Source organism: Mesorhizobium sp. WSM4816 (assembly GCF_055811535.1).
The window spans coordinates 23,754-49,280 of sequence record NZ_JBVVQR010000020.1 but is presented as its reverse complement, the minus strand read 5'-3'; the positions used below and the strand labels follow the sequence as shown (position 1 = coordinate 49,280).

Genomic DNA, 25,527 nt, shown 5'->3' with positions numbered 1-25,527 from the left:
CGATTTCCATCGCCCCAACCAATTTCCATAGCCCCGCCAATTTCCATAGCCTACGCCGCAGTTGACTTGCCCCCTCGCGCTTCATACCTATCATGTGAAACCGAAAGCAAGGTGACGCCCATGGGCGCTGATGCCAAGACCGCCATGAAAGTCGAGATGACCGACGCCGCCGCCAGGCGGATTGCCAAGATTGTGTCTGGCGAAGCCGGCAAGACGGCGCTGCGCGTTTCGGTCGAGGGCGGCGGCTGTTCCGGCTTTTCCTACAAGTTCGACCTGGTCGACACCCGCAACGATGACGACGTCGCCATCGAGAAGGACGGCGCCACCGTGCTGATCGACGACCTCTCGCTGGTTTATATGGGCGGCTCGGTGATCGATTTCGTCGACGATCTGATGGGCCAGTCGTTCCAGATCAGGAACCCGAATGCGGTCGCCTCGTGCGGCTGCGGCACCAGCTTCAGTATTTAGGGAATGCCTACCATTAGCGCGGTCCGTCAGGTCGCGCTTTCAGCCGGGCGCGATCTCGATGCAACGCTGGCGTTCTGGCAGGATGTGCTTGGCATGGCCGTGCACGTGCGCTTCGATCCGCCTGGCATCGCCTTCATCATGGCCGGCGATGTGCGGCTGCTGTTCACCGATGGCCTGCCGGCCGGCACCGTCTATCTCGACATTTCGGGCCTTGACGATTTCCACGCCTCGGCAAAAGCCGCCGGTGTCCCCTTCACCGCGCCGCCGATGCTCGTCCACCGCGACACCGAGGGCCTGTTCGGGCCGGCGGGGGAAAGCGAATGGATGGCCTTCCTAAAGGATCCGGCAGGCAATACGATCGGCCTCGTCGAACGCCATCCGCCTGAACAGCAATGAGGCCGTCATGAAAATCGTCACCTGGAACATCAATGGCGTTCGGGCCCGTATCGGCAATTTGACCCACTGGCTGACGGAAAGCGCGCCCGATATTGCCTGCCTGCAGGAGATCAAGACGGTCGACGAGCAGTTTCCGCGGGCCGAGATCGAGGCGCTTGGCTACAACGTCGAAATCTATGGCCAAAAGGGTTTTAACGGCGTCGCTATCCTGTCGAAGCTGCGCTTCGACGAGGTCATCAGGGGCCTGCCGGGCGACGATGCCGACGATCAGGCGCGTTTCATCGAGGGCGTGTTCTCGACCGACAAGGGCGCGTTGCGCGTTGCCTCGCTGTACTTGCCGAACGGCAATCCGATCGATGACGAGAAGAAGTTCTCCTACAAGCTGTCCTGGATGGCGCGGCTGGAGCGCTGGGCCGAGGAACGGCTCTCGCTCGAAGAGGCGCTGGTGCTGGCCGGCGATTACAATGTCATCCCCGAACCGATCGATGCGAAGTTCCCGGAGAACTGGCTCGGCGATGCGCTGTTCCAGCCGCAGACCAGGCAGGCGTTCCGCCGGCTGAAGAACCTCGGCTTCACCGAAGCCGTGCGCGCGGTCAGCGACTCGCCGGACATTTTTACGTTCTGGGATTATCAGGCCGGCGCCTGGCAGAAGAACAACGGCATCCGCATCGATCACTTGCTGCTCTCGCCCGAGGCCGCCAATCGCTTTTCCTCGGCCTCGATCGAAAAGCATGTGCGCGCCTGGGAAAAACCCTCGGATCACGTGCCGGTGGCCATCGAACTGGGTTTTGCGCCAATCTGATCGTTTCGGGCCAGAACCGCCGGATTGCCGGTTGATAGACCGTCATATCGCCACAATCGGGGTTTCCGCTGCAATCCGGGTTCGGCTGGGGTTCAGGATGACGATCAGGTTTGCGATTTGCCCATGTGCCGCCGCGCTCGCCCTCGCGGCGACGTCGGCGTTTGCCAATCCTGCATGCCTGGCCAACGGAACATCATTCCAGATCGGCCAGGTCGCCTGCCTGACGCTTTCCGGTCGGAGCCATCTCGCCCGCTGCGACATGGTGCTCAACAACACGTCATGGACAAGGATCCGCGACGATTGTCCTAAAACCACGTCGGCGCCGCCGGCCACGCCGATTTCAACGCCGGAGTCCGGTCCCGTTCCGACGCAACCGACCGAGAATTGATCTCGACTTTCTCGAGATCCCCACTCTTCCTGACTATTGACCCAGCCTTTCCTGGCTGTTGGCGTCGCGACTACCGGTCGCCGCCACCCTTGGTGAGGATGTCGTCGGCCAGCGAAATCGCGGTGCGGCGGTCGGCCTCGCCCGCGGCGGCAAACGCCTCTTCCTGCATGCCGCGTATCCATGGCTGGTCGGAAGGCGCGGCCCGTTCAAGCGCCGCGGTCATCATCGCCAGCCCCCGAACGATCTTGCCGCTCTGGAAGAGCAGGTGGCCGAGCGTCGCCTGCGCGCCGGCATGGCCCTTTTCCGCAGCGAGTTGGAACCAGCGTCCGGCCTGCTTGATGCTCGCCTTGACGCCACCCTTGCCATTCAGGAAGATCTGGCCCATCTCGAACTGGGCATTCGGGTTGCGGTAGTTGGCGGCGGCGCGCATGTAGTACTCTTGGGCCGCCACCTCGTTCTCTTTGATCGGGCTGCCGGGAATGCCCGTCCTCAGATAGTCGCCGAGCGCCACGAGCGCGTCCGAGACATAGCTCTCTTCCGGCGAACCGGGCTCGACGTCCTGGTCGACGATCTCGCTGAAGAACTTGAACGCCGCGTAGTCGTCGCGCTCGACGCCGTCACCCTCGGCATACATGCGCGCAAGCTTCCAGGTGGCGCCGATCTGGCCGTTTTCGGCCGCGTATTTATAAGCCTCAGCAGCCTGCTCCTTGCGGCCGTTCTTGTAGGCGGAGAAGCCGAACTGGAACACCGCCCACGGGCTCGACTGCGGCTTCACGCCGGTCTTGTCGTCGAATACCTTGTCGTCGAAGGCCATGGCCTGGCCTGCGGCGCCCAAGGTCGCGCCAAAAGTGGCGATCGCGACCAGTGCCGAAAAGACAGACAGCCTCAGCAACTCAGATATCCGCATAACAATGTGTTTCTCTCGCACCACCGGGATGGGTGACCGCCCCGTCGCGGGCAGGCCCTACCGTTTGTGCATATTTCCAGATCGCGCCCGACTGATAGTCGGTCGCGCGCGCCTTCCATGCCTTTGCCCTGGTCGCCAGTTCGGTGTCGGACAGCGCCACCTCGATGGTGCCGTTCACCGCGTCGATCGAAATCAAGTCGCCATCCCTGAGCAGCCCGATCGGGCCACCCACGGCGGCTTCCGGCCCGACATGGCCGATGCAGAAGCCGCGTGTCGCGCCCGAAAAACGCCCGTCGGTGATGAGAGCCACCTTGCCGCCCATGCCCTGGCCATAGAGAGCCGCCGTCGTCGACAGCATTTCGCGCATGCCCGGACCGCCGCGCGGTCCCTCGTAGCGGATCACGAGGACCTCGCCTTCGCTGTAGCTGCGATCCGTAACCGCCTGGAAACATTCCTCTTCCGAATCGAAGCAGCGCGCCGGGCCAGAGAATTTAAGCTCCGACATGCCCGCGACCTTCACGATCGCGCCTTCGGGGGCAAGGTTTCCCTTCAAGCCCACGACGCCACCCGTTCGGGTGATTGGTCGGTTGGCGGGACGGACCACATCCTGGCTATCATTCCAGGCAACGTGCTCCATATTTTCGGCTAAAGTGCGGCCGGTCACGGTCAGGCAGTCGCCATGCAGATAGCCGTGGTCGAGCAACGTCTTCATCAAGAGCGGAATGCCGCCGGCCTCGAACATGTCCTTGGCGACATATTTGCCGCCCGGCTTCAGGTCGGCGATGTAAGGCGTCTTCTCGAAGATCCTGGCGACGTCGAACAGGTCGAACTTTATCCCCGCCTCATGCGCGATCGCCGGCAGATGCAGCGCCGCGTTGGTCGAGCCGCCGGTGGCCGAGACCACGGTCGCCGCATTCTCCAGCGCCTCCAGAGTGACGATGTCGCGCGGGCGGATATTTTTTGCGATCAACTCCATGATCTTTTCGCCGGAGGCGAAATTGAAGCGGTCGCGCATCTCATAAGGCGCCGGCGCCCCGCAGGAATAGGGCAGCGCCAACCCGATGGCCTCGGCGACGGTGGCCATGGTGTTGGCGGTGAACTGGGCGCCGCAGGAGCCGGCCGACGGACAAGCGGCTTGCTCGATTTCGAGGAGTTCGGCGTCGCCGATCGTGCCGACCGAGTGCTGGCCGACGGCCTCGAACACATCCTGCACGGTTATCTGCCGGCCCTTGTAGGAACCGGGCAGGATCGAGCCGCCATAAATGAAGATCGACGGCACGTTGAGCCGCACCATGGCCATCATCATGCCGGGCAGCGACTTGTCGCAACCGGCAAGGCCGACCAGCGCATCGTAGCAATGGCCGCGCATGGTGAGTTCGACCGAATCGGCGATGACCTCGCGCGACACCAGTGACGATTTCATGCCTTGGTGGCCCATGGCGATGCCGTCCGTGACGGTGATGGTGCAGAATTCGCGCGGCGTGCCGTTGGCCGCGGCGACGCCCTTCTTGACCACCTGCGCCTGGCGCATCAGCGAGATGTTGCAGGGCGCCGCCTCGTTCCAGCAGCTGGCGACGCCGACCAGCGGCTGCGCGATCTCGGCCGCCGACAAGCCCATCGCATAGAGATAGGAGCGGTGCGGCGCACGCGCCGGACCGACGGTCACATAGCGGCTGGGCAGCTTGGCCTTGGAGATGACTCTGTCGTTCATTCTCTTCCCTTGCCCCGGGCGATGCGACCTGCGGTGCGACCTGCCCCAACGCCGAGCCTTTTGGCATGCCCTGGGACGCATTCGAGGTGCGCCGGGTTTATGGCGGGAAGTAGGCAATGTCGGCGGGCGCGGTTGTGGCGCGAGGGTTGTTCAGAAACTGTTGCCAAAACATCACGATCGCGTGAGGCAGAGGGAAGCGGCGTCGTTGCAGCGACGCTTTGGTCGCGGGCAAGCCCCTCAAGCAAAAAGGCCGGGCATCGCCCGGCCTTTTTGCTATTGAAAACAGATGTTTAAAACTTAACCTTAACCGAAGCTGAGCCGGCAAGGAGCAGATCGTCGTCATATGTGTAGGTGATGCGATTTGCATTGTCGCCAACACCTGTGAAGGTCGACGACCCGCCGGTCAGGACACCGATCGAGCCACCAAGTCTGACCTCGATCTTGTCGTTCGGCGAATAGGAGATGCCGCTGGCGACGGACCAGGTGTCCGACTGATAGCCGGAGGTCGTCGAGGTTCCACGATCCCAGGTCAGCGAAACCGCGGCCGACAATTGGTCGGTGAACTTGTGAGCTATGCCGCCCGCAACCGTCCAGCCGTCGCGATAAAGCAGGTCGAAGGAAACTGGCGAGGGAGCACCGGTTACAGGGCTGCGAACACCCTGGATCGGAATGATGCCAAGCTTGCTCCACTCCTGCCAGCGGATCGAACCAAACGCCAGCCAGCCGGGCGCTATGCCGCTCTGCAGCTTGAGTTCCACCGCTTGGGGTATTTCGGCCGAGGCGGACACAGGGAAGACCCCGGTAGAGCCTGGAACCAGATCCGCCGGAAGGGCGCCCCTAAAACCGGTCGAGTCGACGGTTCCCGACAGTCCATCATATTTGTAGCTCGAAGAGTAGACCAGGCTTGCGCGCAAGGCGATTTCGGGAATTTCATAGGCGGCACCCACGCGCCACCCCCATGCCTCATCGGAAAGCTGGAATTTGCCGAGGCCGGTATTGCCGAAGGCCAGCAGTGTCTGGCGCGACAGAAACGCATCGACCTCCTGGTAGGAAACGCCGCCGATGAACCGGAAGGTCCCCTTGCCGACATTTACCTTGTAGGAGCAGGTTAGGCCGAAATCATTAGTTTTGACGTAGTATTCGACCGCGGTTGGCGAATAGGCGTTGTTCATTCCGAAGTCTGCTTCCGCGCCATACGGTTCCGTATAGGTCGCAAGGCAATCCACTGGATCAACAATATTGGCCTTTATACCGATGCGCGGCACCGCATAGTCGCCACCAACGTCCACAGACGAAGACGACAGTCCCGAGCCATCCAGGCGCCGCACGTTCTTCAGTGTGCGCTGCGGCGAAACATAGGTGACGCCGGCGTCGAACGAATATGGGGCGGCATCGAACAACTGGTCGATGTTGACACCGCCCCGGTCGAAGCCGCCGGCGTTGGCAACGCCCGACATCAATAGCGAAAAGCACCCCGCCCCCAGCAGCGCTTTCCGACGCAAATTGTTCATGAATGTCCCTCCCCTAGTACGAATGGACTAAGCTAGAACCAATTCGAGTTAACGGCGCAACAACGAATTCTCGATGCGTACATGTACGCCTTCGCCGACCGCATTTCAGACAAAGTGACAGCTCCATTGCAAAGCCGGAAAACGGCTTGTTTGGCTGCAAATCGAGCAAAAACTCGGAAAAACGCACATGGAACGACGCAAAAACCGCCCGTTTTGCGGCAACTGAGCCCATTGTTACATTATGGCAACAATGGGGCTAAAACATTCCGTTTACGTCAAGATTTACGCTGCGGAATGCCTATTTTTCGTGCAGGAAGCCGCCCGAAAAGCGCGTTCGCAGGACTCGCGAATCCTGAGCATCAGGCGCCCAAGAAGCGGAGGCCGGTTTGGCAAATCCGCTCCTCCGCCAATTCGGTTCTCAAATTCCACAGATGGGTCAACCGGCTTCGCGCACGCGTGTCAGCGCCACCGAAAGCTTCTCTTGCGCCTCGCGATACTCGGCGAGTTTTTCGCGCTCGGCTTCGACGACATCTTCCGGCGCGTTGGCGACGAATTTGTCGTTGGACAGCTTCTTGTGCAGGCGGGCAATCTCTTCGGTCACCTTGACCAGTTCCTTCTGCAGCCGCGCCGCCTCGGCGGCAAGGTCGATCAGGCTGCCGAGCGGCAGGCAGATGGTGGCCTCGTTGAGCACGATCTGGGCGGAGCCCTTGGGCGCCGTATCGACAAGCGAGATGTCGCCGACCCGCGCCAGTCGCTTGACGGCCGATGCCTGACGCTCAAGCCTTTCGCGGGTTGCGGTATTGGCGCCGATCACCATCAGCGGCGCGATCGCCGCCGGCGGCACGTTCATTTCCGAACGCACGGAACGGATGCCTGAGACCAGGTCGATCAGCCAGTTGATGTCGGCGGCCGCTGCCTCGTCCTCGAAGTCGGGCGACGGCCACGCGGCATGGCAAAGCAGCGACGGCCGTTCCTTGCCCTCACCCGATGTCTCAGCCCACAGCTCTTCGGTCATGAACGGCATCATCGGATGCAGCAACTTGTAGATCTCGTCGAGCACGAAGGCGACGCAAGCCCGGCTCTCGGCCTTGGCAGCCTCGTCCGCGCCCATGAAGACCGGCTTCAACAGTTCCAGGTACCAGTCGCAGAACAGGTTCCAGACGAAGCGGTAGGCAGCAGTCGCAGCCTCGTTGAACCGGTATGAAGTGATGCCATCGGTGATTTCGCGCGCCGCGCGTGTCAGTTCGGTCAGGATCCAGCGGTTGACCGCCAGCTTGGCGTCGTTCAGCCAGAAATCGTCGTTTCTCGCGACGTCGTTCATCTCGGCAAAACGCGTCGCGTTCCACAGCTTGGTGCCAAAATTGCGGTAGCCGGCGATACGAGCCGGATCGAGCTTCACGTCACGCCCTTGCGCGGCCATCACCGTCAGCGTGAAGCGCAGTGCGTCGGCGCCATATTCGTCGATGAGATCGAGCGGGTCGATGACGTTGCCTTTCGACTTCGACATCTTCTGCCCGTTCTTGTCGCGCACCAGCGCATGGACATAGACGGTGTGGAACGGCTCCTCTCCCATGAAATGCAGGCCCATCATCATCATGCGAGCGACCCAGAAGAAGATGATATCGAAGCCGGTTACCAGCACGTCGGTCTGGTAGTAGGTCTTCAGCTCCGGCGTCTGGTCCGGCCAGCCGAGCGTCGAGAACGGCCACAGCGCCGACGAAAACCATGTGTCGAGCACATCCTCGTCGCGGATCAGGATCTCGCCCGGCTTGAAATTCTCGAGTTTGTCCTCGACCCAGGCCTTCCACGGCCCTTCCAGCGCCAGATAATATTCGATTGCGGCGGCGAGCGCCTCCTCCTCGGTCTTCTCGACGAAGATGCGGCCGTCCGGCCCGTACCAGGCCGGGATCTGGTGTCCCCACCAGAGCTGGCGCGAAATGCACCAGGGCTGGATGTTCTCCATCCAGTCGAAATAAGTCTTCTCCCAGTTTTTCGGCACGAACCTGGTGCGGCCCTCGCGCACCGAGGCGATCGCCGGCTTGGCAAGTTCCGCCGCGTTCGCATACCATTGTTCGGTCAGGAACGGTTCGATCGGCACGCCGCCGCGATCGCCATGCGGCACGGCATGGCGATGCGGCTCGACCTTTTCGAGGAAGCCACCCGCCTCCATCAGTTCGACGATCTTCTTGCGCGCGACGAAACGATCGAGGCCGTTGAGCTCATCCCAAACGGCCTGACGCTCGGGCGTTACCTCCAGCCCGGCGAGAAAGTCGTCATTGTCGGTGAGGGCGACCGCCGCCTCGACGGTGAGGATATTGATGGCCGGCAGCTTGTGGCGCCTGCCGACCTCAAAATCGTTGAAGTCGTGCGCCGGCGTGATCTTGACCGCGCCGCTGCCTTTCTCCGGATCGGAATATTGGTCCGCCACCACCGGGATCTTGCGGCCGACGATCGGCAGGACGAGGTTCCTGCCGAGCAGATGCCGAAAACGCTCGTCGTCGGGATGCACCGCCACCGCCGTATCGCCCAGCATCGTCTCGGGCCGCGTCGTCGCCACGGTGATGAAGGTTTTTGGATTTTCCGGATCGAAAACCTCGCCCTCGACGGGGTAGCGGAAATGCCAGAGATTGCCGTTGACTTCCTGCTGTTCGACCTCGAGGTCGGAAATCGCAGTCAACAGCTTCGGGTCCCAGTTCACAAGGCGCTTGTCCTTGTAGATCAGGCCTTCCTTGTAGAGGGTGACAAACACTTCGAGCACCGCCCTGGACAGCCCCTCGTCCATGGTGAAGCGCTCTCGGCTCCAGTCGGCCGAGGCCCCCAGCCGCTTCAGCTGGTTGAAGATCGCGCCGCCGGATTCGGCCTTCCACTCCCAGACCTTCTCGATGAACTCATCGCGCGTCAGGTCGCGTCGGTGGATCTGCTTCTCCATAAGCTGGCGCTCGACCACCATCTGGGTGGCGATGCCGGCGTGGTCCATGCCGGGCTGCCACAGCACGTTCTTGCCGCGCATGCGCTCGAAGCGCACCAGAATGTCCTGCAGCGTGTTGTTGAGCGCATGGCCCATATGCAGCGAGCCGGTGACGTTCGGTGGCGGGATGACGATGGTGAAGGCTTCCGCGCCCTCCTCTGCGCCTGCGCCGGCACGAAACGCGTCGGCCTCCTCCCAGACTTTGGCGATCTTCGGCTCGACGATTTTTGCCGCGTAGGTTTTTTCGAGCATGGGAAGGCGTCCGGGCTGTCGGGTTTTTGCTGGTCCGGTGTAAATCGGAAGGTTTTGGCCAAGTCAACCGCAAGCAAGCGGCAGACGGCCATGCCAGCAAATAGCGCCTGGGCAGATCGGGGCAACATGCAGAAGTCAGCGTCGCAGGGCAATCGCTTAGAGGTTTGCGCTGCCCCCCATTGCCCTGCCGGGCATTTCTCCCCCTACAGTGACGGGGAGAAAGACACATCGCAAAAGATTTCGCCAATTTCCAGCGTTGCAGAAAGTGCGCCAAGGTTGCGGCCAGCCCCTTCTCCCGTCCCTATACGGGGAGAAGATGCCGGCAGGCAGATGAGAGGCGGCGCCGACTTCGGCGATTTGCCGGTTACTGCGCGCCGCGCGCTACGCGTTCAATTTCTTCGCGCACCAGCCGCTCGACCAGCGTCGGCAGATTGTTGTCCAGCCAGTCCTGCAGCATGGGCCTCAGCATCTCCTCGGCCATCTCGTCGAAGGTTTTCTTGCTGCGGCTGGCGAACGCATCGGAAAGCTCGCCGAAGGCGGCGGCAACTTGCCGGCCGGTATGTTCGGAAAGGATCGCCGGACGAGCGGACGGTGCCTCGCTCGTCGCCGAGCGCGCCAACCCGCTTCGCGGCGGGACCGGCTCGAAAGCAGGTTCGGCCGCGTCCTCGATAATTTCGGCCTTCGGTTCGGCATCCGGCGTCTGTCTCAGATCAGCCCTGTCTGGGGCCCTGTCCGGCCTGGCCACGGTCTTCGCTTCGCTAATTGCGGCGATATCACGGCGCCACCCGGCAACGATACTGTCGGTCGTCTCCGCAACCCTTGCCGTCGCAGGCGCATCCGGCTCCGGCTTGGCGGCCGGGGCCGCTTCGGCCGCGACCCTGTCACCAGCAAGCGTCACGGGCGATTTGACCGGAGCCGAATCGGAACGCACCGGCGGCCCCACGCGCGCGACGACAGGCTCGACGGCCGACGGTTGCGCCTGCACCTCGGTCAGCGTGGCCGGCCTCCTGGCGTCGAATCCCGGACGCAACTCGGCGCGAAACGCGCCTGCCTCCGGCGGAGCCCCGCCTGCGGCCGGTGCCGGCACAGCTGCCGCCGGTGCCGGCACGGCTACCGCCGGTGCCGACACGGCTACCGACGTCAGATCCTGCAGCAGGTCGTCCGTATCGTCCGGCTGCTTGCGGCCGGTGTCGTTGTCCTCGATGATCCTCCTGATGGAAGCCAGTATCTCCTCCATGGAAGGTTCGCGCTGTACGCTGCTTGCCGTCGCCATCGTCACATCCGCCGCCCTTGTGACTCGTTGCAGATTTCTTGTCCGGCCCAAGCCGGATTCGAATCATGGCAACAGCGTAACCCACGGATCGCCTTACGAGAATCCCAAATCTGAGGGCATGTTGGATTTCAACAGATTAGAGCCCGCGCGACCTTTTGGACGCGCGGGCTCTAAATAGCTTGAAACTGGACGGAAGTTGAAACTGGTGAAGGGATCAGCGGCCGTCTGGCGTGCGCAGGCCGAACCACTTGTCCTTGACCGCATTGTAATGTTCTTCGGGCTTGTATTTCACTACCCGAAGGGCGAGACGCTCGACCGAAAGATGACCGATAGCCGACAGGATGGCATAGCTCGCCACCACCAAATCGCGTTCGGCGCCGGCCTGGTTGATCTTGGCGGTGATGAGCGTGGCCTGGGCGTTGAGGACGTCGAGCGTGGTGCGCTGGCCGACATTGCGCTCCTCGATGACGCCGCTCAGGGCAAGCTGTGCGGCGGCGATCACCTGCCTGTTGGCCACCACGGTTTGCTGAGCGGCGGTATATTGCGTCCACGCCGAGGTCACGGCCTGCCGCACAGTGTCGCGGCTGACATCGACCTCGATCCGGGCTTGGCTGAGCGATTCCTTGTTCTGACGCACTATCGCCGACGTCCGCCCGCCCGAATAGATCGGTATGGTCAAGGTGGCGCCGATGCTGGCCGAATTGGTTGTGCCGTCCTGCCCCGTATCGGCGGAGCCCGGAGCCGTTCTGCGATAGGCGCTGGAAACGCCGGCGGAAGCCGAAAGCTGCGGCAGCAGCGCGCCTTCGGCCGATTTCACCGAAAACGCGGCCGCGTCGACCAGGTGCTGGGTGGCGAGGATGGCCGGGTGCTCGATGGATGCAATCGCGATAGCCGCATCGAGGTTCGACGGCAACAGCTTCGCCAGCGGCGAAGCGGCCCTGAGCCTGCCTGGCTCGTCGCCGACGATCTGGCGGTAGGTCGCAGCGCTCGCCAGCGCCTGCGCGCGGGCGGCCGCCAGTTCCGCCACAGCGGAGGAGCGCTCGGCATCGGCCTGCGCAACGTCGGTGCGCGTGCCTTCGCCGACCTCGAAGCGCGAACGCGCGGCGCGCGCCTGCTCGGTCAGGAACTGCAGGTTTTGCTCCGTCAGCACCGCCACTTGGCGGTCGCGAATCACGTCCATATAGGCGCTTGCCGCATTGAACAGAATATTCTCTTCGGTGTTGCGCAGGCTCTCGAACGAGGCGCGGACCTGCGCTTCGGCGGCGGCGACGTTGTTCCTGGTCTGGAAGCCGTCGAACAGGGTCTGGTCGATCTGGACGCCGAAGTTGCCGGTGGTTAACGAAAGGTCTCGACCCGGCCCGCTACGGGGGTCGAAATGGCTTCTGGAGAAGTCGATGTTCGCGGAACCGGTGATGGTCGGGCGCCAGCCGGATTTGGCGATGGCAACGCCCTCATCGGTGACGCGGACGCCGGCGCGGGCCGAATTGAGCTGGGAATTGTTCTGATAGGCTTTTGAAAGTGCACCGAGAATGGTTTCCGCCGAGGCGCCTAGCGGAGAAAGCGCGGTCGCCGAGAAGAGGACGGCGGCAAAAAGACTCTTTCGTAAAGACGGCACGTTATTCCCTCATTCGTTTTGCATGGGAACCACACCGCGCCGGCTTCTCCCATTCGAGCAGCCGGCGCCGTGTGTTTCAGGTTCCCTGCTGTCTGCCCCCAAAAGAACACCCCGGTTGTGCGGATCAGCAACAATTGTTCAAGCGCAAGCGAACATGACAACGGCTTTGCTGCAAGCCAAAATCACTCAGAACTCGAACGCACGAATACGATCGAATCCCGGTAGTGGCTTAATTGCCGCATTAAAGGCGCCTCTTCCGGTTACGACCCCCCCTGTTTTCAGGAACAATCGGGCCACGCCCGAATTCCCCTGCCCTTCGACGGCGACGAGCCGACCGCCTTCCGCAAGCTGGTCGAGCAGCGGTTCCGGCACTTTCTCGACGCTGCCGCCGATGAAAATGACATCGTAGGGCGCTCCCGCGGCATGGCCTTCCGGCAGCGGTCCCTTGACCACGCTGACATTGTCGCAGCCCAGCGCCGAAAGCGTCGACATCGCGGTCTCGGCCAATGCCGGATCGCTTTCCAGCGCAACGATGGACTTTGCCAGCCGCGACAGGATCGCCGCGGCATAGCCGGTGCCGCAGCCGATATCGAGCGCCGAATCGCCAGGGCCGATCTCGGCCAGTTGCATCAGCTTGGCCAGCGGCGAAGGCTCCATGAGATAGCGCGGGCCGTCCGCGGTATTGGCAATGCGGATGTCCTCGTCGATATAGGCCAGATCGCGCTGATCGGGAGCGACAAAGGCCTCGCGCGGCACGACAAGCATCGCCTCGAGCAGCGGCGCGCTGGTTACGTCGGTGGTGCGGACCTGGCCGTCGACCATCTTTACTCGACGTTCGGCAAAATCAGCGCTCATGTTCCAACCAATCCGCCCAAGACCAACCTGTTCAAGATCAATCCGCCCAAGATCGATCCGCTTTGCCGCGCCAAGACCGCGGCTCATGTCGACTGGAACCCCCTGGCGCTGGTGCGCGGGAGCTTGGGCAACTGGAGGCCTCGCCCGGAATCGAACCGGGGTGCAAGGATTTGCAGTCCTCTGCGTAACCACTCCGCCACGAGGCCTCATTGCTCCCGGCGTTCCACCCGGTTCCAATAGGTTGCGGCGAAAATGCCGTCAAGCGGCCATGGTGCATTCCCGACGGTTTCCCCTCGGCCATGATGCCACGCGTCGAGCCAACGACATGCATGCTCCGAGAACCGGAACGCAACGGAGGTTAGAGCGCTGCGCTTCCAATTGGACGCGCGGCGCCGTAGGTAAGCGCAGAACCGCCATCATCTGGCCGTCGGAGGAGAATTTCCAAGCAAGGCTCTCAGCCAGTCCGGGCATTTAGCCAGCTGAGTCGAGCCGGAAAGACGCCTTCGCAGGGCTTGCCGGCTTGCGAAGTCGGTACAGCCGTCAGTTCGGCCGCCGCCGCCGTTCCCACCACACGACGAGGCGGCGCCGGTGGCGACGCACCACGGCAAATTCATAGGAGAGCACAAGCAATCCGATCGGCACCATCCAGAAGCCCAGGATCGGCAGAAAGCCGAGAATGCCGCCGAAGATCAGCACGACGCCGATTGCAATCCTGAGGCCGCGCGAGCGCGGCATGGTGAACTCACGGCCGAAGACCGATATTTTCCGCGCCGGTGGGTGGTTGTGGCTTGCTGCGCTCATGTCTGGTCAGTGGTCCGTTCGGGCAAAGTAAAAAGCATCAGCTGACGAAAGCCGCAAACCGCCTTTTCGGTTCCGCGCACCCCGCCAGACGGCTCATATGAGGACGCGCGCACATGATTGCCAGAAATCGTGGCGCGAAAAAGCGCCGAAAAATACGAAATGCTTCTTTGCAAAGCCGAAACGGGTTTGCTATAGGCTGCGCCACTCACATGAGAGCCTCTGTTCCCCGGTAGCTCAGTGGTAGAGCAACCGGCTGTTAACCGGTTGGTCGCTGGTTCGAATCCGGCCCGGGGAGCCATCGCCCTTTCTACGCTAGAATGCGGTACCGCGCGCCAGCTTGCGATTGTCCGCGAGCTGCGATGTCGGCGGACTACGTGCTGGCATGTTCAGTGCCTTCGTCGGCGACCTGCGACCGCCATTTCTTGACAAGATCCTGCCGACGGCCTGCATAGCGCTCGGGTCGGATATTGGCATGTTCAATGCGATCAATACGAACGTCCGGAAATCCTGCCGCAGTTCGCACCAACCGGCGACGTAACACTGGTTCTCGATAAGCCCCAGCGATATCGGCCAAATGATGCGTTCCGTCGCTGCAGAAGTCTCGGTCAGAGACCAGAAGCAGGAAGCCTTCAATTTTCAAGGCGAAGCCACCATTGCACGCAAGGCCGAATGGCCGGGATGGCGCCCCACCGACAACATGATCGCCTGAGAACCTGAGCGCCACGGACCTTTGAGTGACGGATGCCGGGAGGTAGTGCAAACCCGCCTGGCCCTCGGGCGCTCTATCTCTACCGAGACGGCCAAGACACCTATTACCGGCTTCACGGCACGGTCGAGCCGTGGACGATCGGAACGATGGTGTCGTCCGGCTGCGTCCGCCTGCTGAATCAGGACATTATCGATCTCCGTCGGCGCGTTCCGGTCGGAACGAAGGTGGTTGTGCTCCCGGCGAGTCCATCGCTGGCATAGCGGAAGCAATTGGCTCCGTAAGGGTGAACTCATCTGGCCCTCGGAGAGCGTCAAGCTGATGCGACCCGGCCTCCGAAAGTGCTCCGGGGGCGGTTTCGTCTCCTCGATATTGTTCGATGTTGGCAAGGATTGACGTCGGGCCTGCTCGATCCCAGCGTGGCCTGCTCTCCGGGCTCTGATCCAGCCGGGCTAGAAAGACCCATCTGTCGAATTGGACAGGTCCTCGAATGCTTGAATTTCCTCAAGCCTTGCCTCAAGCGCCGCCCTTGTCGCCATAACGGCGTCGCTACCGGCCAGGAACTGCTTAGGCGGATTTGCCATGCCGGCGATTTTCACAAGGGCGTCGCCAAGCTTGGCGGGGTCACCCTGCTGCTTGCCGTTGTAGCCGGACCACATGGCTTTGGCGCTGCCTTCTGCAGCATAGTCGTCGATGGTGCTGCTGCCGTACCTGGCGTTCTGATCATCGAGGAGGTCGGTGCGGAAAAAGCCCGGCGCGACGGCTGTGACCCTGATGCCGAATTGAGCGACTTCCTGAGCCACCGACTGCGAAAGGCCTTCGACGGCGAACTTGGCGGCGCTATAGGCCCCGCAATGCTTGAAGCCGATGATTCCGGCCAGCGAACTGACGTTGATTACGTGTCCTGAGCGCTGCTTGCGCATGACCGGAATGACCGCGCGCATGACGTGAACCACGCCGTGCAGATTGGTCGAAATCAGCGCATCGATTTCAGCGTTGGTCAACTCTTCGAAATTGCCGAGCAGGCTGTAACCGGCATTGTTGACCAGAACGTCGATGCGGCCAAACGCCGCCATCGCCTTGTCGACGGCCGCCTTGGCCTGGATTGCATCGACCACGTCCAACTGGACGACCGCAAGTCTGTCGCTGGCGACGCCACGCAGGGCGTTACTCATCTTGTCGAGATTGCGGCCGGTGGCGACCACCCGATCGCCTGCTCCCAGTGCCGCCCTGGCGGTTTCGGCGCCGATGCCGCTGCCAGCCCCTGTGATGAACCAGACTTTGCTCATATCCAACTCCTGTTTTCGATGATCAGGAAGTTAGGTGATGGCGCGCCGGCCGATTAGACGGCATAATCGGCATGAAGTTAGAAATCAGATTGATCAATGGTCGGCCGCCCTTAGCCCCTGTATCGGAGGGCGTCGACCAGAAGCGTGAAGGCGGCAGTATGCTGCCGCCGGCTTGGATAATAGAGGTGGTAGCCCGAATATGGCGGGCACCAGTCTTCCAGCACCCGGACCAGGCGGCCCTCCGCAACATGCTGGGATATCTGGTTTTCGAACGTGTACACCAAACACAAGCCATCGACCGCGGCATGCAAGAGCATCTCGTTGTCGTTGAAAATAACCGGTCCATTGACCCGGACCTCAAGTTCGACACCGTCCTGTTCGAACTCCCAGGCATAAAGGCCGCCCCCGGTGTTCTGGCGATAGCTTGCGCATCGGTGTTCGCTCAAGTCGCGGGGTGTCTGCGGGGCGGGACGATTGGCAAAGTACGACGGGGATGCCACGACCGCCATCCTGACGTCCGGGCTGATCCGGACCGCAACCATGTCCTTTTGCACCTGTTCGCCCATTCGGATACCGGCGTCGAAGCGCTCTGCGACAATGTCAGTGAGACCTTCATCGACGTGGACCTCAACCGTGACGTCGGGATATTTCTGCAGCAGTTTCGACAGTACGGGCCACAGGACAGTTCGGGCGGCATGCCGGAACGTGGTGATGCGGATCGTGCCTGCAGGCTTGTCGCGAAGCGCCGTGAGCGCAGCAATTTCACTGTCGATATGGTCGAATGCCGGCCGCAGGCTGGTAAGCAGCCTTTCGCCTGCCTCGGTCAGCGACAGGCTGCGCGTCGTTCGCGAGATCAATCGCACACCGATCCGTTGTTCGAGCATGCGCACCGCATAGCTGAGTGCGGATTGGGAGAGGCCAAGCTTTGCGGCCGCGCGTGTGAAACTCCCCTCTTCGGCAACCGCGATAAACACAGCCCATTCGCTGAAGTCGCCTCTTCTCACCTATAAACCTCATTTCTGTATCCATGAGGATTATGGCGGATAATCAGCATGCCTGTCTCGACATATTTATGCTCCGCGCAGCCCCGCCGGCACGAGTCGGCATTCCGGACTGCCTGGTACTGCGCGGATTCCGAACGCCCGATGGCAGCCGAGCGCCGACAAGGCGGTTATCTGCCTTGCTCGCCCCCGGAACAGCAAGCAGCGAGCAGAAGCGTTTGCGTAAAAACGACTACGTCAGATTGAACGGCAATTGACGCAGCGGTTTTCCTGTGAGCCGTGCCATGGCGTTGGCAAATGCCGGCGCCAATGGTGGCAAGCCGGGCTCGCCCATGCCCGTGGGCGGTTCGGCGCTAGGCACGATGTGGATGTCGAATTCCGGCACGTCGGTGATGCGCGCCACCGTATAGTCACTGAAGTTGCTCTGCTCGACGACGCCGTCCTTGAGCGTTATTGCAGAGCCTGCCAAGCACATCGACAAGCCCATGATCGCCGCGCCCTGTACCTGCGCCTCCACGGTCAGAGGGTTGACGGCCAGATTGCAGTGAACCCCGGCCGTGACCCGATGCAGTTTAGGCTGTCCATCGGCAACAGAGGCTTCCACCACGTAAGCGACCACTGAGCTGAAGGACTCGTGCACCGCCACACCCCAGGCCCGCCCCTCGGACAATTGCATCTTGCCGTACCCGCTCTTGTCGACGGCCAGCTGCAATGCGTCACGATGGCGGATGTGCTGATCGCCGAAGAGCTGCATGCGGTAGGCTACAGGGTCTTGGTCGGTTGCACGCGCTATATCGTCGAGCAGGGTCTCCATCACATAAGCCGTATGGGTGGAGCCGACGCTGCGCCACCACAGAACCGGCACGTTGTCCTTGGGATGATGCACGGTCAGCCGCATTGGAAGCGGATAGGGAGCCCGCATGCCCTCCGTCGTGGCGGCGTCGATGCCGTTCTTCACCATGAACTGCTCGAACACGGTTCCGGTAAGTATCGACTGGCCGACGATGCTGTGATCCCAGGCCAGCACCTTGCCCTTTTTGTCAAAGCCGATGCGGGCGCGGTGCAGGTGCAATGGACGGTAGTAGCCGCCCCTCATATCGTCCTCGCGGCTCCAAAGCGTACGGATCGGTGCATTCAGCCCCGCCGACCTGGCGGCCTTGGCTATTTCGCAGGCCTCGACCACGGTGTCGCAGGTGCTGGAAAAGCGCCGACCGAAGCCGCCGCCCGACATCTGCACGTTAAGCACGACCTGTTCCGGCTTGAGGCCGAGCACGGCTGCGGCAGCGGCGGCATCGGGTCCGGCACTTTGGCTTCCCATCCAGATCTCGGCACGATCATCGGCAAGCCGTACCGTGCAGTTCAGCGGTTCCATCGCCGCGTGGGCGAGATACGGGAATACGAACTCAGCTTCGAGCTTCAGCGGCGCCGTTTCCAATGGCACCATGTCGGAATCGAACTGGCGCGGGCCAGGGCGAGTGGCCATCTCGCGATAGTGCGCGAGTTGCCGTTCGCTATCGACCTTTTCGACGGCAGATGTGTCCCACTCCACCTTGAGGGCATCGCGGCCCTGAGACGCCTGCCAATATCCGTCGGCCACGACGGCCACGCCCTCGGCACCGCGATCCAGCGGCACGCGCAGGACGGCCTTCACGCCCTTGACGGCGCGGGCTGCGCTGTCGTCCAGGGTGGCTATCTTGGCTCCGAAGACGGGAGGACGAGCCACCACGGCCGTCAACTGTCCCGGCAGCTTGAAGTCGATGCCAAAACTCTGTTGGCCGCTGCTCTTGGCTTGAGCGTCCAAACGCCGGGTGGGCTGGCCGATGACGCGGAAATACTTGGGATCCTTCAGCGCAATCTTCTGCGGCACCGGCAAGGCCATGGCCGCCTCGGCAAGCTCTCCATAACCGAGCTTGCGGCCATCGGAGGCCAGAACCGCGCCGGCCTCGGTTCGCAGAGTGGACGCCGCCACGTTCCAGCGGGTCGCAGCGGCCGCCAGCAGCATGGCGCGAACACGAGCACCCAGTTCGCGATACTGCGTAAAGCTGTTCTTGATGGTGTTCGAACCGCCGGTAAGGTGCATGCCGAAGAGCGGATCGACATAGGCGATGTCATTGGTGCCGAGTTGGCTGCGCACCAGGTTCCAGTCCGCATCGAGTTCTTCGGCAAGGATCATGGGCAATGCCGTTTGGACGCCTTGACCGAACTCCAGCCGGTTGATTGTGACCGTAACCTCTCCATTGGGCGCGATGTGGACAAATGCAGAGGGCCGCTCGGTCGGCTTCAGACTGGCTGCCGCCTCATCGGCCTCGGACGACTGCGCGACTGCCAAATCAGGGAAAATGCCGACAGCCAGGCCGAGAGTCCCCGCCAGCTTGAGAAAGCTGCGGCGTGGCATCGCCTGGACCGTCGTTGAACGGCCCCGTTCCATGATGTGTTGCAGCGCACGCGGCAGCTCTTTGTGATCCATGTTGGGGAACATATGCGTCTCCTTCAGACGAGGGTGCTGGCGGCGTCGGCTATAGCGGCGCGGATACGGGCATAGGTTCCACAGCGGCAGATGTTTCCGGCCATGGCGGAGTCGATCTCTTCGGCGGTCGGCTGCGCTCCGGGCGACAGCGACGCGAGCAAGGCCGTCGCGCTCATGATCTGGCCGCTCTGGCAGTAGCCGCATTGTGCCACGTCGTGCCTGACCCATGCAGCGTGGACAGCCGCGCCGACACGGTCGGTGCCGTCGGTTGTCTTTTCAATCGTGGTGATCCTGCCGCTTTCAACGGCGGAAACCGGTGTGCTGCACGAGCGGATTGCCTCGCCATCCAGATGCACCGTACAGGCGCCACAGAGCGCTGCGCCGCAGCCGAATTTGGTGCCGCTCATTCCCAGCGTGTCACGCAGGACCCAAAGGATCGGGGTTTCGGGGTCAACGTCAATCTCGTGCTCTCGCCCGTTGATATTCAGTGAGATCATGGCCGGTAGGTTCTCCTGGGTTGCTCCACCCGAACAGGTTTCCCAAGCGGCCTGGGGCTTCCCGGCCGACTGAGACATTGGCATTTTGGTGGCTAACGCCAAACCTAGCTCGCCGGGCGATGCTGGATTAGACAGCGCAATTTGCATGACGTTAGAAACGTGGTTTCTGAATGCGCCACACAGGCGAGGCACGTCCGAATTTGCGCGGTCAGCGCCGGCATTGCCGTTCACGGGGATCGAAAAGCAGTAGATGCGCCAGTTGCGGCGAACGGCCCTGAAAAGGACTGCTGCTTCCGCTTCGGAAGATCAACACCTAGGCCGCCAAACGTTCAGCGCTGTGCATAAACCCGGCTAGAGTGGATTGAATCGAACGCTTGGTACCCGCCCGAGACCGTCCTCACAGATCGGGGAAGAGCGGCGCGGCCCTGCTCGTTGCAGACGTTCGGAAGGTCGCCATAGGTGGGAGGCGGCCGTTGCCGCGAGGTAGTTGCTGCCTGCCCGAGCCGGGACCTGGACAGCCATCAAGGCTTCCAGATGTCATTCCACTACGCGAGCGGTTTCGACATCGATTTCGTCGTGAATTTTCTCATCATGACGGAAACTGATCCAGCTGATCGGAATGGAGGCGAGATAAAGGACAGTCAGAACAACCAGAAACTCGCTGGGGTAGAGCACGACGGCCGCAACTAGCCCTGCGACTGCTAAGAACAACGCGATCATCATCCACTTGGGGACTTGGCAAGCCCACTTCTTCCCGGAAAAAGTCGGGATCGTCGAAACCATCAAGAAAGCGATCAGAGCTGCGTGCAGCCCCGCAATCTGAACAGTTGCAGGTGTCGGCGGAGCCAGCGATATGGGCAACAAAACCGTTAGGGCGGCGGCCGGTGTCGGCATCCCAGTGAAATACGCTTTCTGCCATGCCGCTGCTGCCGAATTTGACTGCGCATTGAAGCGCGCCAGGCGCGCGGCCGAAGCAAGAGCGAATGCCATTAGGCACAGGCTGAACGGGCCGGTCATCAATGCCTCGCCCCAAAAGAAAAGCAGGACGATCGGCGCCACGCCGAAGCTAAGAAAATCCGCAAGACTGTCAAATTCGGCTCCGAACTGTGACGACGCATGCAACCGCCTCGCCAGACGGCCATCAAGACCGTCGAGCACTGCTGCCACGACGATCGCCAACAGTGCGAATTCGAACTCGTTTTCGATCGAGAAGCGAACGGAAGCCAAGCCCGAGCAAAGCGCCAGCGCTGTTATGGCATTGGGTATCTGCTGGACAAGTCGAGAATGTGTTTTGCGGCCATCCGATAGCGTGTTCTTGCTGTCGTTCAATGCCGCGTCAGCCGACTTGCGTTCTTTCGCCATTGTCGATCTTCCTTTTTCTCTGCGATCCCCTGCTATTCGCTCGAGATTGGTTCCGGACCTGCGACGCAGCCAATGCCGCCCTCGCAAATATTCGGAAGCGAGTTCGTCAGCGTAACCAGGAGGTCAAGCCGCTGGCGACCCTTTTGAATCGTTGGATCGACGGAGTGCCAAGCGGGACGATTGGAGAACAATCCGAGGATATCGTCTGTTACGAACTGAAGCTGCGATGTAAGGCCGTGAAGGAGGGAGCTTTCGTATCGAGCCGATATTTCGGATGGTCGGTACCCCATCAACTCCAACAGCGTTGGCGCTATCGCAAAATGAGTGGCCATGTTCGGATATTGCTTGGCGACTTTCTCAAAGCGGGCCTGAAGCTCCTCATCCCCGGTTGAAACCAACATTGGAACTATGGCTTCGTTCGGGTCTACATTCGTATATGAACTGCAGTGCGTGAGACGGCCGACGCTGAAATTTTGTCCATGGTCCGACGTGTAAATCATCGTTGCGTCCCTCCAGTCGGCCCCATCGATCAAACGAGACAAAGTGCGGTCTGTCGACCAGCGCACCGCGTTTGCATAGGATTGAAGCGTCCCTGAGGTGCCGGCGTCGGATGCAAACTCCGCAGGCGACCCGTCACTGTATGGAAAATGCGCGCCATTCTTGTTCGCGTATATAAAAACAGGATCGCCGACGCTCATTTCCTTGAGCACAATATTAACGAGTTCATCGTCGAGATCATGCGTTCGAATTGCATTGTCCAACTTGTAGAATCGGTCGATCGAAATCGCTTCGGCGGGGGTCATGTAGTTTTGCAGTTTGCCATAGACGGTGACGAAACCTGCCTGGGCGTCTATGAACACGGTGCGATAACCTGCCCTCTTTGCATACTGCCAAACTGTCGGGCTCGCCTTGACTGACTGGATTAGATCTCGAGGATAGGCCATGAAGCGAAGCAATGCGTTCGATTGAAGAGAGCAATTTGAGCCGGACACAGCGGGGCCAAAATCAATCAATCGGCTTCTGAGTTCGGCCAGTTGCGGAGTGACGGGGTTACGGGGCTCAAGACTTACGAAGTCGGACCGAATGCTTTCGTCGACCAGCAGCACGATAGCCCGCGCCTGTTTTCGTTCCGGTGTCATGGATACGATTTCCCGCTCCGGGAACGTTCCACTGTTCAACTTGTAAGCTGCGATCGCTGCCAGGGACAGCGGCGAGAACTGCTTCGGCAACGCTTCTGAACCTTTGCCCTCTCGATAAATAACCACGCCCGCAATGAGGACGATCGGCAACATGGGCACTAGTGGTGACCAGTATCTGGACTTGCGTGTCGCCAGTGGCGGAAGGGAGGGGGGCATGGCGATTGCGACAACACCCAATATCGCGACAGCGACCGACCACCAAATCGCGTTGGAATAAAATTCGGACGCCCTGTGAGCCTCGTGACGGACCGTCCAGAAATTGAGAACGTCGAAGATGAAGAACTCGGACCCTTGGACAAGGTAATAGCCATAGGCTGCGGCGCTTGATATCGCGAGGGGGACGGCCCACAGGAGCCGAATGATCCAGTTGGGATGAAAGGCAGCGGCCAACACTGCCAACACAGAGATGACCCAGATGATGCTGAAGATCATCAAGGTCAGCTGGCGCTGATCGTCAATGAGCAAACGGATGCGGTCGATAAAGCCATGATTGGTGAGGAGGATCACTGCGAGCAGCAACGCGCATTTCAGGGCAAGAAGTGCCCCCCTTGTCGCATTGACACCGCCTTGCCTCCCCATTCCCTCCCCCCTTCTCTGTCGCTCAGCATTGGCCACGCTTTGGGGTGTTCAGGCGGGGAGTCTATCGTCGGCTAAGTTTTCGGGAAGTTCACAATATGACAGATAGATGACGTTGTCGGACAGCAGAAAGGCGGTGCCTATAAGCTATGCACCAAGCAAAGGGAGTAGAAGCAGGCCTAGCATCAGCCCGATGGGGAACAGGATTCCTGCGCGACGTCCTCGGACGCCTCTCTGACGGACCACGTGCGGACGGAATCATGTAGGCGAAGACATTACGGTTCAAAGTCTGAAACGAAGCAGGCGTGCGCGGCGTCGAACACCGCTCACCTTCGAAAAGCACCTGGCCATGTTGGGGTGGACGTCAGAACAAAGCGGGTCCGTTGCCGCAGGTCGCAGAGACGGCACGTGTGCTCAGGGTTGGAGGCCGGCGCATTGCGGAAGGTGGCTCGCCACTTTCCGATGGCGGGCGGATTCGAAAACGATGCCCGCATTCCGGGATGCAAATTCAAGCCTACTGCGACAAAGACTTCAGGTATGCGACAATATTCTGTCGGTCCTCAGGCTTGGACACGCCCATCGTCATCGTCGTTTTCGGAACAACCTCGCGGGGCGCCGCTAGAAACCGGTCGAGCGTTGCCTCGTCCCATACCAATCCGGACGAATTCAGGGCTTCCGAATAACGGAACCCCTCCAGAGATCCGGCGGGCCGTCCGACAATGCCGCCGAGGCCGGGGCCGGCTTTTCTCTGGTCGGCGGTTGAATGACATCCTGAGCAGCGTTGAAACGCTCTTTGCCCCAGCGCAGCATCTCCCTCCGCAAAGGCAGGGACAAATACCGACAGAAGGGCCAAGGCAGAGGACGCGACGCTGAGCAGAATTCTTTTCACGCTAATTGTTCCCGAATTGGACGGCCAAAAAGCCCGACCGGAATTGCTTAGTGAAGAGATGATCCGACTTCGATTTGCTCGGGCTTCTATCTGGCGACGATAACCTCTGTGCCAAAGCCGGATTAGCTGGCGTTCGTTGCATAAGCCCAGAAGTGCGATTTCTAAGTACGCAGTTCCGATCGGCGATTACGCCGCTCCAAGTCGGCGAGCGCGCGCAGGTAAAGCCCCTCGAACAAACGACGTTGGAAGGGAAATCCCCTGAGGCATAGGCAGGCCCGGCGAACTTCCGCGATCACGCCATAACCGATCTGGCAAACTTTGCTACGCTTCCTTCGTGGCGAACCCCAACGCCGCCTGGCCGGCGCCAACCTAGGCAACCCCACCTCCCCGCTCCCTGCGGCGCCGGCCATCTTTCCGCTGATGCATGTCGCGCAAAAGCACGTCCTCGGGCTGGAACCGAGGGTGCGCAGCGGTTTTGCAAGACGGCATGCATACTTTCAAAAACCCTAAGCGAGCCGCATGCGTCGCATGGGTCCATTCCAACGCGACGCGCTTTAGGCAGCTACATCGGTTACGCCGTCACGCCACCGCGACCGGTTTTCTGTGCCGTCATCCAGGGGATAGCTGCAGAGGCGGCCTCGAGTATTTTGGCCGATCTCGCGAAGCCGGCGAAAGCCTCGCGTGCAACGGAAATGGGAACCTGGCCATCATAGGCGCGCTGGCAGGCGCGGAACGCCGTGTCAAAGATCGGCCCTCGGCGATTGTTCGGCCATTCCTGCAGGAACTCGAAAGCATCGGTCAAGCATTCGATTTCCTCCACCATGAACTCCCCTTTCCTGACGAAAACAGGCCGATCGAAAGTCCTGTCGTTCATTACAACCTCCATTCAACTGAACGAGTGTTTGAGCTTCCACGAGAGCCGTGAGCGACGGCTGCGGAAAATATGTGAAGCGCACTTTTTGCTGTCAAGGAACGGCCATTCGGGACTGAGGCAAACCTCCTCGCAGGACAAACTCCTCGCAGGACAGGGACCGCATGCGGAACGTCGCTGTGTAGCGCTGCAACCCGCAGCCGGGGACGGTCTGAACGCCATCGCTCCCGATGAAACCGAACTCTCGCAAAGACCGTCGGCAGCATTCGTCACGCCGGAAGGCCTGGACAACAGCAGAAAGCCCGCGCCCTCGGGGAGAAGACGCGGGTTGACCGGAGCTACCGATCTCGCAGCATTGTATGAGGGGACAATACTACGCTGCTGGCACTAAACTTTCGTCGCAGGACAGTGTTCCAGCCTCACAGGCTGGCGCAGGCAAAAGTCCGCCGTACCCGCAGGTGCGACGGGGCGATCAAGCGGTCAAGCACGGCTTGGGGGCTGAGATGTGCCCGGTGCGCGCGGACCGAGAAAAATCATTCGCGTGCCGGCTGCCCGGCGTCTACCAACCGCCAGTTGGAAGAGTGGGCCGAACGGAGAGCCCGCGCCTCTGCTGGACACGGCCTATTCGGCGCGCTCGCTGGCCCAGTCCGGCGCGCGCCTGGACGCGGCTTCCGCGCCCGGTCAATTCGCTTGGAACAAAACATTCCAGAGGTGGTTTTCCCC

21 protein-coding genes, 2 tRNA genes and 1 pseudogene are annotated in these 25,527 nt (G+C 61.2%); 6 read left to right on the top strand and 18 right to left on the bottom strand.

What is annotated here, in order from left to right; translation table 11 throughout:
- The first annotated feature begins 120 nt into the window (after positions 1 to 120).
- From erpA to AC0L3H_RS20600, 4 genes are all read left to right on the top strand, one after another.
- Positions 121 to 468 carry an iron-sulfur cluster insertion protein ErpA gene (erpA, locus tag AC0L3H_RS20615; protein ID WP_006335221.1) on the top strand — a complete coding sequence of 116 codons (348 nt, stop codon included), beginning with the start codon at positions 121 to 123 and terminating at the stop codon, positions 466 to 468.
- Positions 469 to 471: 3 nt separating this feature from the next.
- Positions 472 to 864 carry a VOC family protein gene (locus AC0L3H_RS20610; protein ID WP_023802579.1) on the top strand — a complete coding sequence of 131 codons (393 nt, stop codon included), beginning with the start codon at positions 472 to 474 and terminating at the stop codon, positions 862 to 864.
- A gap of 7 nt (positions 865 to 871) precedes the next feature.
- Positions 872 to 1,666, top strand: a complete 795-nt coding sequence (xth, locus tag AC0L3H_RS20605) for an exodeoxyribonuclease III (protein WP_128246786.1) — start codon at positions 872 to 874, stop codon at positions 1,664 to 1,666.
- A 97-nt stretch (positions 1,667 to 1,763) separates the two neighbouring features.
- Positions 1,764 to 2,054 carry a hypothetical protein gene (locus AC0L3H_RS20600; RefSeq protein WP_473490378.1) on the top strand — a complete coding sequence of 97 codons (291 nt, stop codon included), beginning with the start codon at positions 1,764 to 1,766 and terminating at the stop codon, positions 2,052 to 2,054.
- A 70-nt stretch (positions 2,055 to 2,124) separates the two neighbouring features.
- Here the strand turns inward: AC0L3H_RS20600 and AC0L3H_RS20595 are convergent, their stop codons facing one another.
- From AC0L3H_RS20595 to AC0L3H_RS20555, 9 genes are all read right to left on the bottom strand, one after another.
- Entirely contained in the window at positions 2,125 to 2,961 is an 837-nt protein-coding gene (locus tag AC0L3H_RS20595; protein WP_473490380.1) for a tetratricopeptide repeat protein, read from the bottom strand.
- On the bottom strand, positions 2,948 to 4,672 hold the full coding sequence (gene ilvD / locus AC0L3H_RS20590) for a dihydroxy-acid dehydratase (protein ID WP_473586721.1): 1,725 nt from the start codon (positions 4,670 to 4,672) through the stop codon (positions 2,948 to 2,950). Before ilvD ends, AC0L3H_RS20595 begins: the two co-directional genes overlap by 14 nt.
- 290 nt (positions 4,673 to 4,962) lie before the next feature.
- Positions 4,963 to 6,183: an OmpP1/FadL family transporter gene (locus AC0L3H_RS20585; RefSeq protein ID WP_473586720.1), complete on the bottom strand. Its 1,221-nt coding sequence runs from the start codon at positions 6,181 to 6,183 to the stop codon at positions 4,963 to 4,965.
- 436 nt (positions 6,184 to 6,619) lie between these two features.
- Entirely contained in the window at positions 6,620 to 9,403 is a 2,784-nt protein-coding gene (locus AC0L3H_RS20580) for a valine--tRNA ligase (protein ID WP_473586719.1), read from the bottom strand.
- 364 nt (positions 9,404 to 9,767) lie between these two features.
- The gene (locus tag AC0L3H_RS20575) at positions 9,768 to 10,676 is read right to left on the bottom strand and encodes a PopZ family protein (protein ID WP_473586718.1); all 909 of its coding nucleotides are present in this window, start codon (positions 10,674 to 10,676) and stop codon (positions 9,768 to 9,770) included.
- 214 nt (positions 10,677 to 10,890) lie between these two features.
- A complete protein-coding gene (locus AC0L3H_RS20570; RefSeq protein ID WP_473586717.1) occupies positions 10,891 to 12,291 on the bottom strand; it encodes a TolC family outer membrane protein in 1,401 nt (466 codons plus the stop codon).
- Between the two features lie 186 nt (positions 12,292 to 12,477).
- Complete coding sequence (locus AC0L3H_RS20565; protein ID WP_473586716.1) at positions 12,478 to 13,146, bottom strand: protein-L-isoaspartate O-methyltransferase family protein; 669 nt, start codon at positions 13,144 to 13,146, stop codon at positions 12,478 to 12,480.
- 132 nt (positions 13,147 to 13,278) lie between these two features.
- Positions 13,279 to 13,352 (bottom strand) — tRNA-Cys (locus AC0L3H_RS20560).
- A 334-nt stretch (positions 13,353 to 13,686) separates the two neighbouring features.
- Positions 13,687 to 13,947: a hypothetical protein gene (locus AC0L3H_RS20555; RefSeq protein ID WP_023802589.1), complete on the bottom strand. Its 261-nt coding sequence runs from the start codon at positions 13,945 to 13,947 to the stop codon at positions 13,687 to 13,689.
- A gap of 223 nt (positions 13,948 to 14,170) precedes the next feature.
- Here AC0L3H_RS20555 and AC0L3H_RS20550 point away from each other — a divergent pair.
- Positions 14,171 to 14,245: transfer RNA gene (locus tag AC0L3H_RS20550), tRNA-Asn, on the top strand.
- Between the two features lie 14 nt (positions 14,246 to 14,259).
- Here AC0L3H_RS20550 and AC0L3H_RS20545 read toward each other — a convergent pair.
- Positions 14,260 to 14,580 (bottom strand): WYL domain-containing protein, encoded by a 321-nt coding sequence (locus AC0L3H_RS20545; protein WP_473586715.1) that lies wholly within the window; start codon positions 14,578 to 14,580, stop codon positions 14,260 to 14,262.
- Here AC0L3H_RS20545 and AC0L3H_RS20540 point away from each other — a divergent pair.
- Positions 14,564 to 14,916 (top strand): annotated as a pseudogene (locus tag AC0L3H_RS20540) (L,D-transpeptidase); the annotation flags it as partial. The gene AC0L3H_RS20545 and the pseudogene AC0L3H_RS20540 overlap by 17 nt on opposite strands.
- 189 nt (positions 14,917 to 15,105) lie before the next feature.
- On the opposite strand, the gene AC0L3H_RS20535 reads toward AC0L3H_RS20540, so the two are convergent.
- The 8 genes from AC0L3H_RS20535 to AC0L3H_RS20500 all read right to left on the bottom strand — a co-directional run bounded on the left by AC0L3H_RS20535 (position 15,106) and on the right by AC0L3H_RS20500 (position 24,807).
- Entirely contained in the window at positions 15,106 to 15,942 is an 837-nt protein-coding gene (locus AC0L3H_RS20535) for an SDR family NAD(P)-dependent oxidoreductase (protein WP_473586714.1), read from the bottom strand.
- Positions 15,943 to 16,052: 110 nt separating this feature from the next.
- Complete coding sequence (locus AC0L3H_RS20530; protein ID WP_473586713.1) at positions 16,053 to 16,946, bottom strand: LysR family transcriptional regulator; 894 nt, start codon at positions 16,944 to 16,946, stop codon at positions 16,053 to 16,055.
- A 229-nt stretch (positions 16,947 to 17,175) separates the two neighbouring features.
- A complete protein-coding gene (locus AC0L3H_RS20525) occupies positions 17,176 to 19,422 on the bottom strand; it encodes a xanthine dehydrogenase family protein molybdopterin-binding subunit (protein WP_473586712.1) in 2,247 nt (748 codons plus the stop codon).
- An 11-nt stretch (positions 19,423 to 19,433) separates the two neighbouring features.
- Positions 19,434 to 19,907, bottom strand: a complete 474-nt coding sequence (locus AC0L3H_RS20520) for a (2Fe-2S)-binding protein (protein WP_287063686.1) — start codon at positions 19,905 to 19,907, stop codon at positions 19,434 to 19,436.
- A 537-nt stretch (positions 19,908 to 20,444) separates the two neighbouring features.
- A complete protein-coding gene (pssA, locus tag AC0L3H_RS20515) occupies positions 20,445 to 21,269 on the bottom strand; it encodes a CDP-diacylglycerol--serine O-phosphatidyltransferase (protein WP_473495626.1) in 825 nt (274 codons plus the stop codon).
- Positions 21,270 to 21,301: 32 nt separating this feature from the next.
- A complete protein-coding gene (locus AC0L3H_RS20510) occupies positions 21,302 to 22,987 on the bottom strand; it encodes a sulfatase-like hydrolase/transferase (RefSeq protein WP_473586711.1) in 1,686 nt (561 codons plus the stop codon).
- Positions 22,988 to 23,558: 571 nt separating this feature from the next.
- A complete protein-coding gene (locus AC0L3H_RS20505) occupies positions 23,559 to 23,933 on the bottom strand; it encodes a c-type cytochrome (RefSeq protein ID WP_473586710.1) in 375 nt (124 codons plus the stop codon).
- Positions 23,934 to 24,504: 571 nt separating this feature from the next.
- Positions 24,505 to 24,807 carry a DUF982 domain-containing protein gene (locus AC0L3H_RS20500; RefSeq protein ID WP_473586709.1) on the bottom strand — a complete coding sequence of 101 codons (303 nt, stop codon included), beginning with the start codon at positions 24,805 to 24,807 and terminating at the stop codon, positions 24,505 to 24,507.
- Positions 24,808 to 25,527 lie beyond the last annotated feature (720 nt).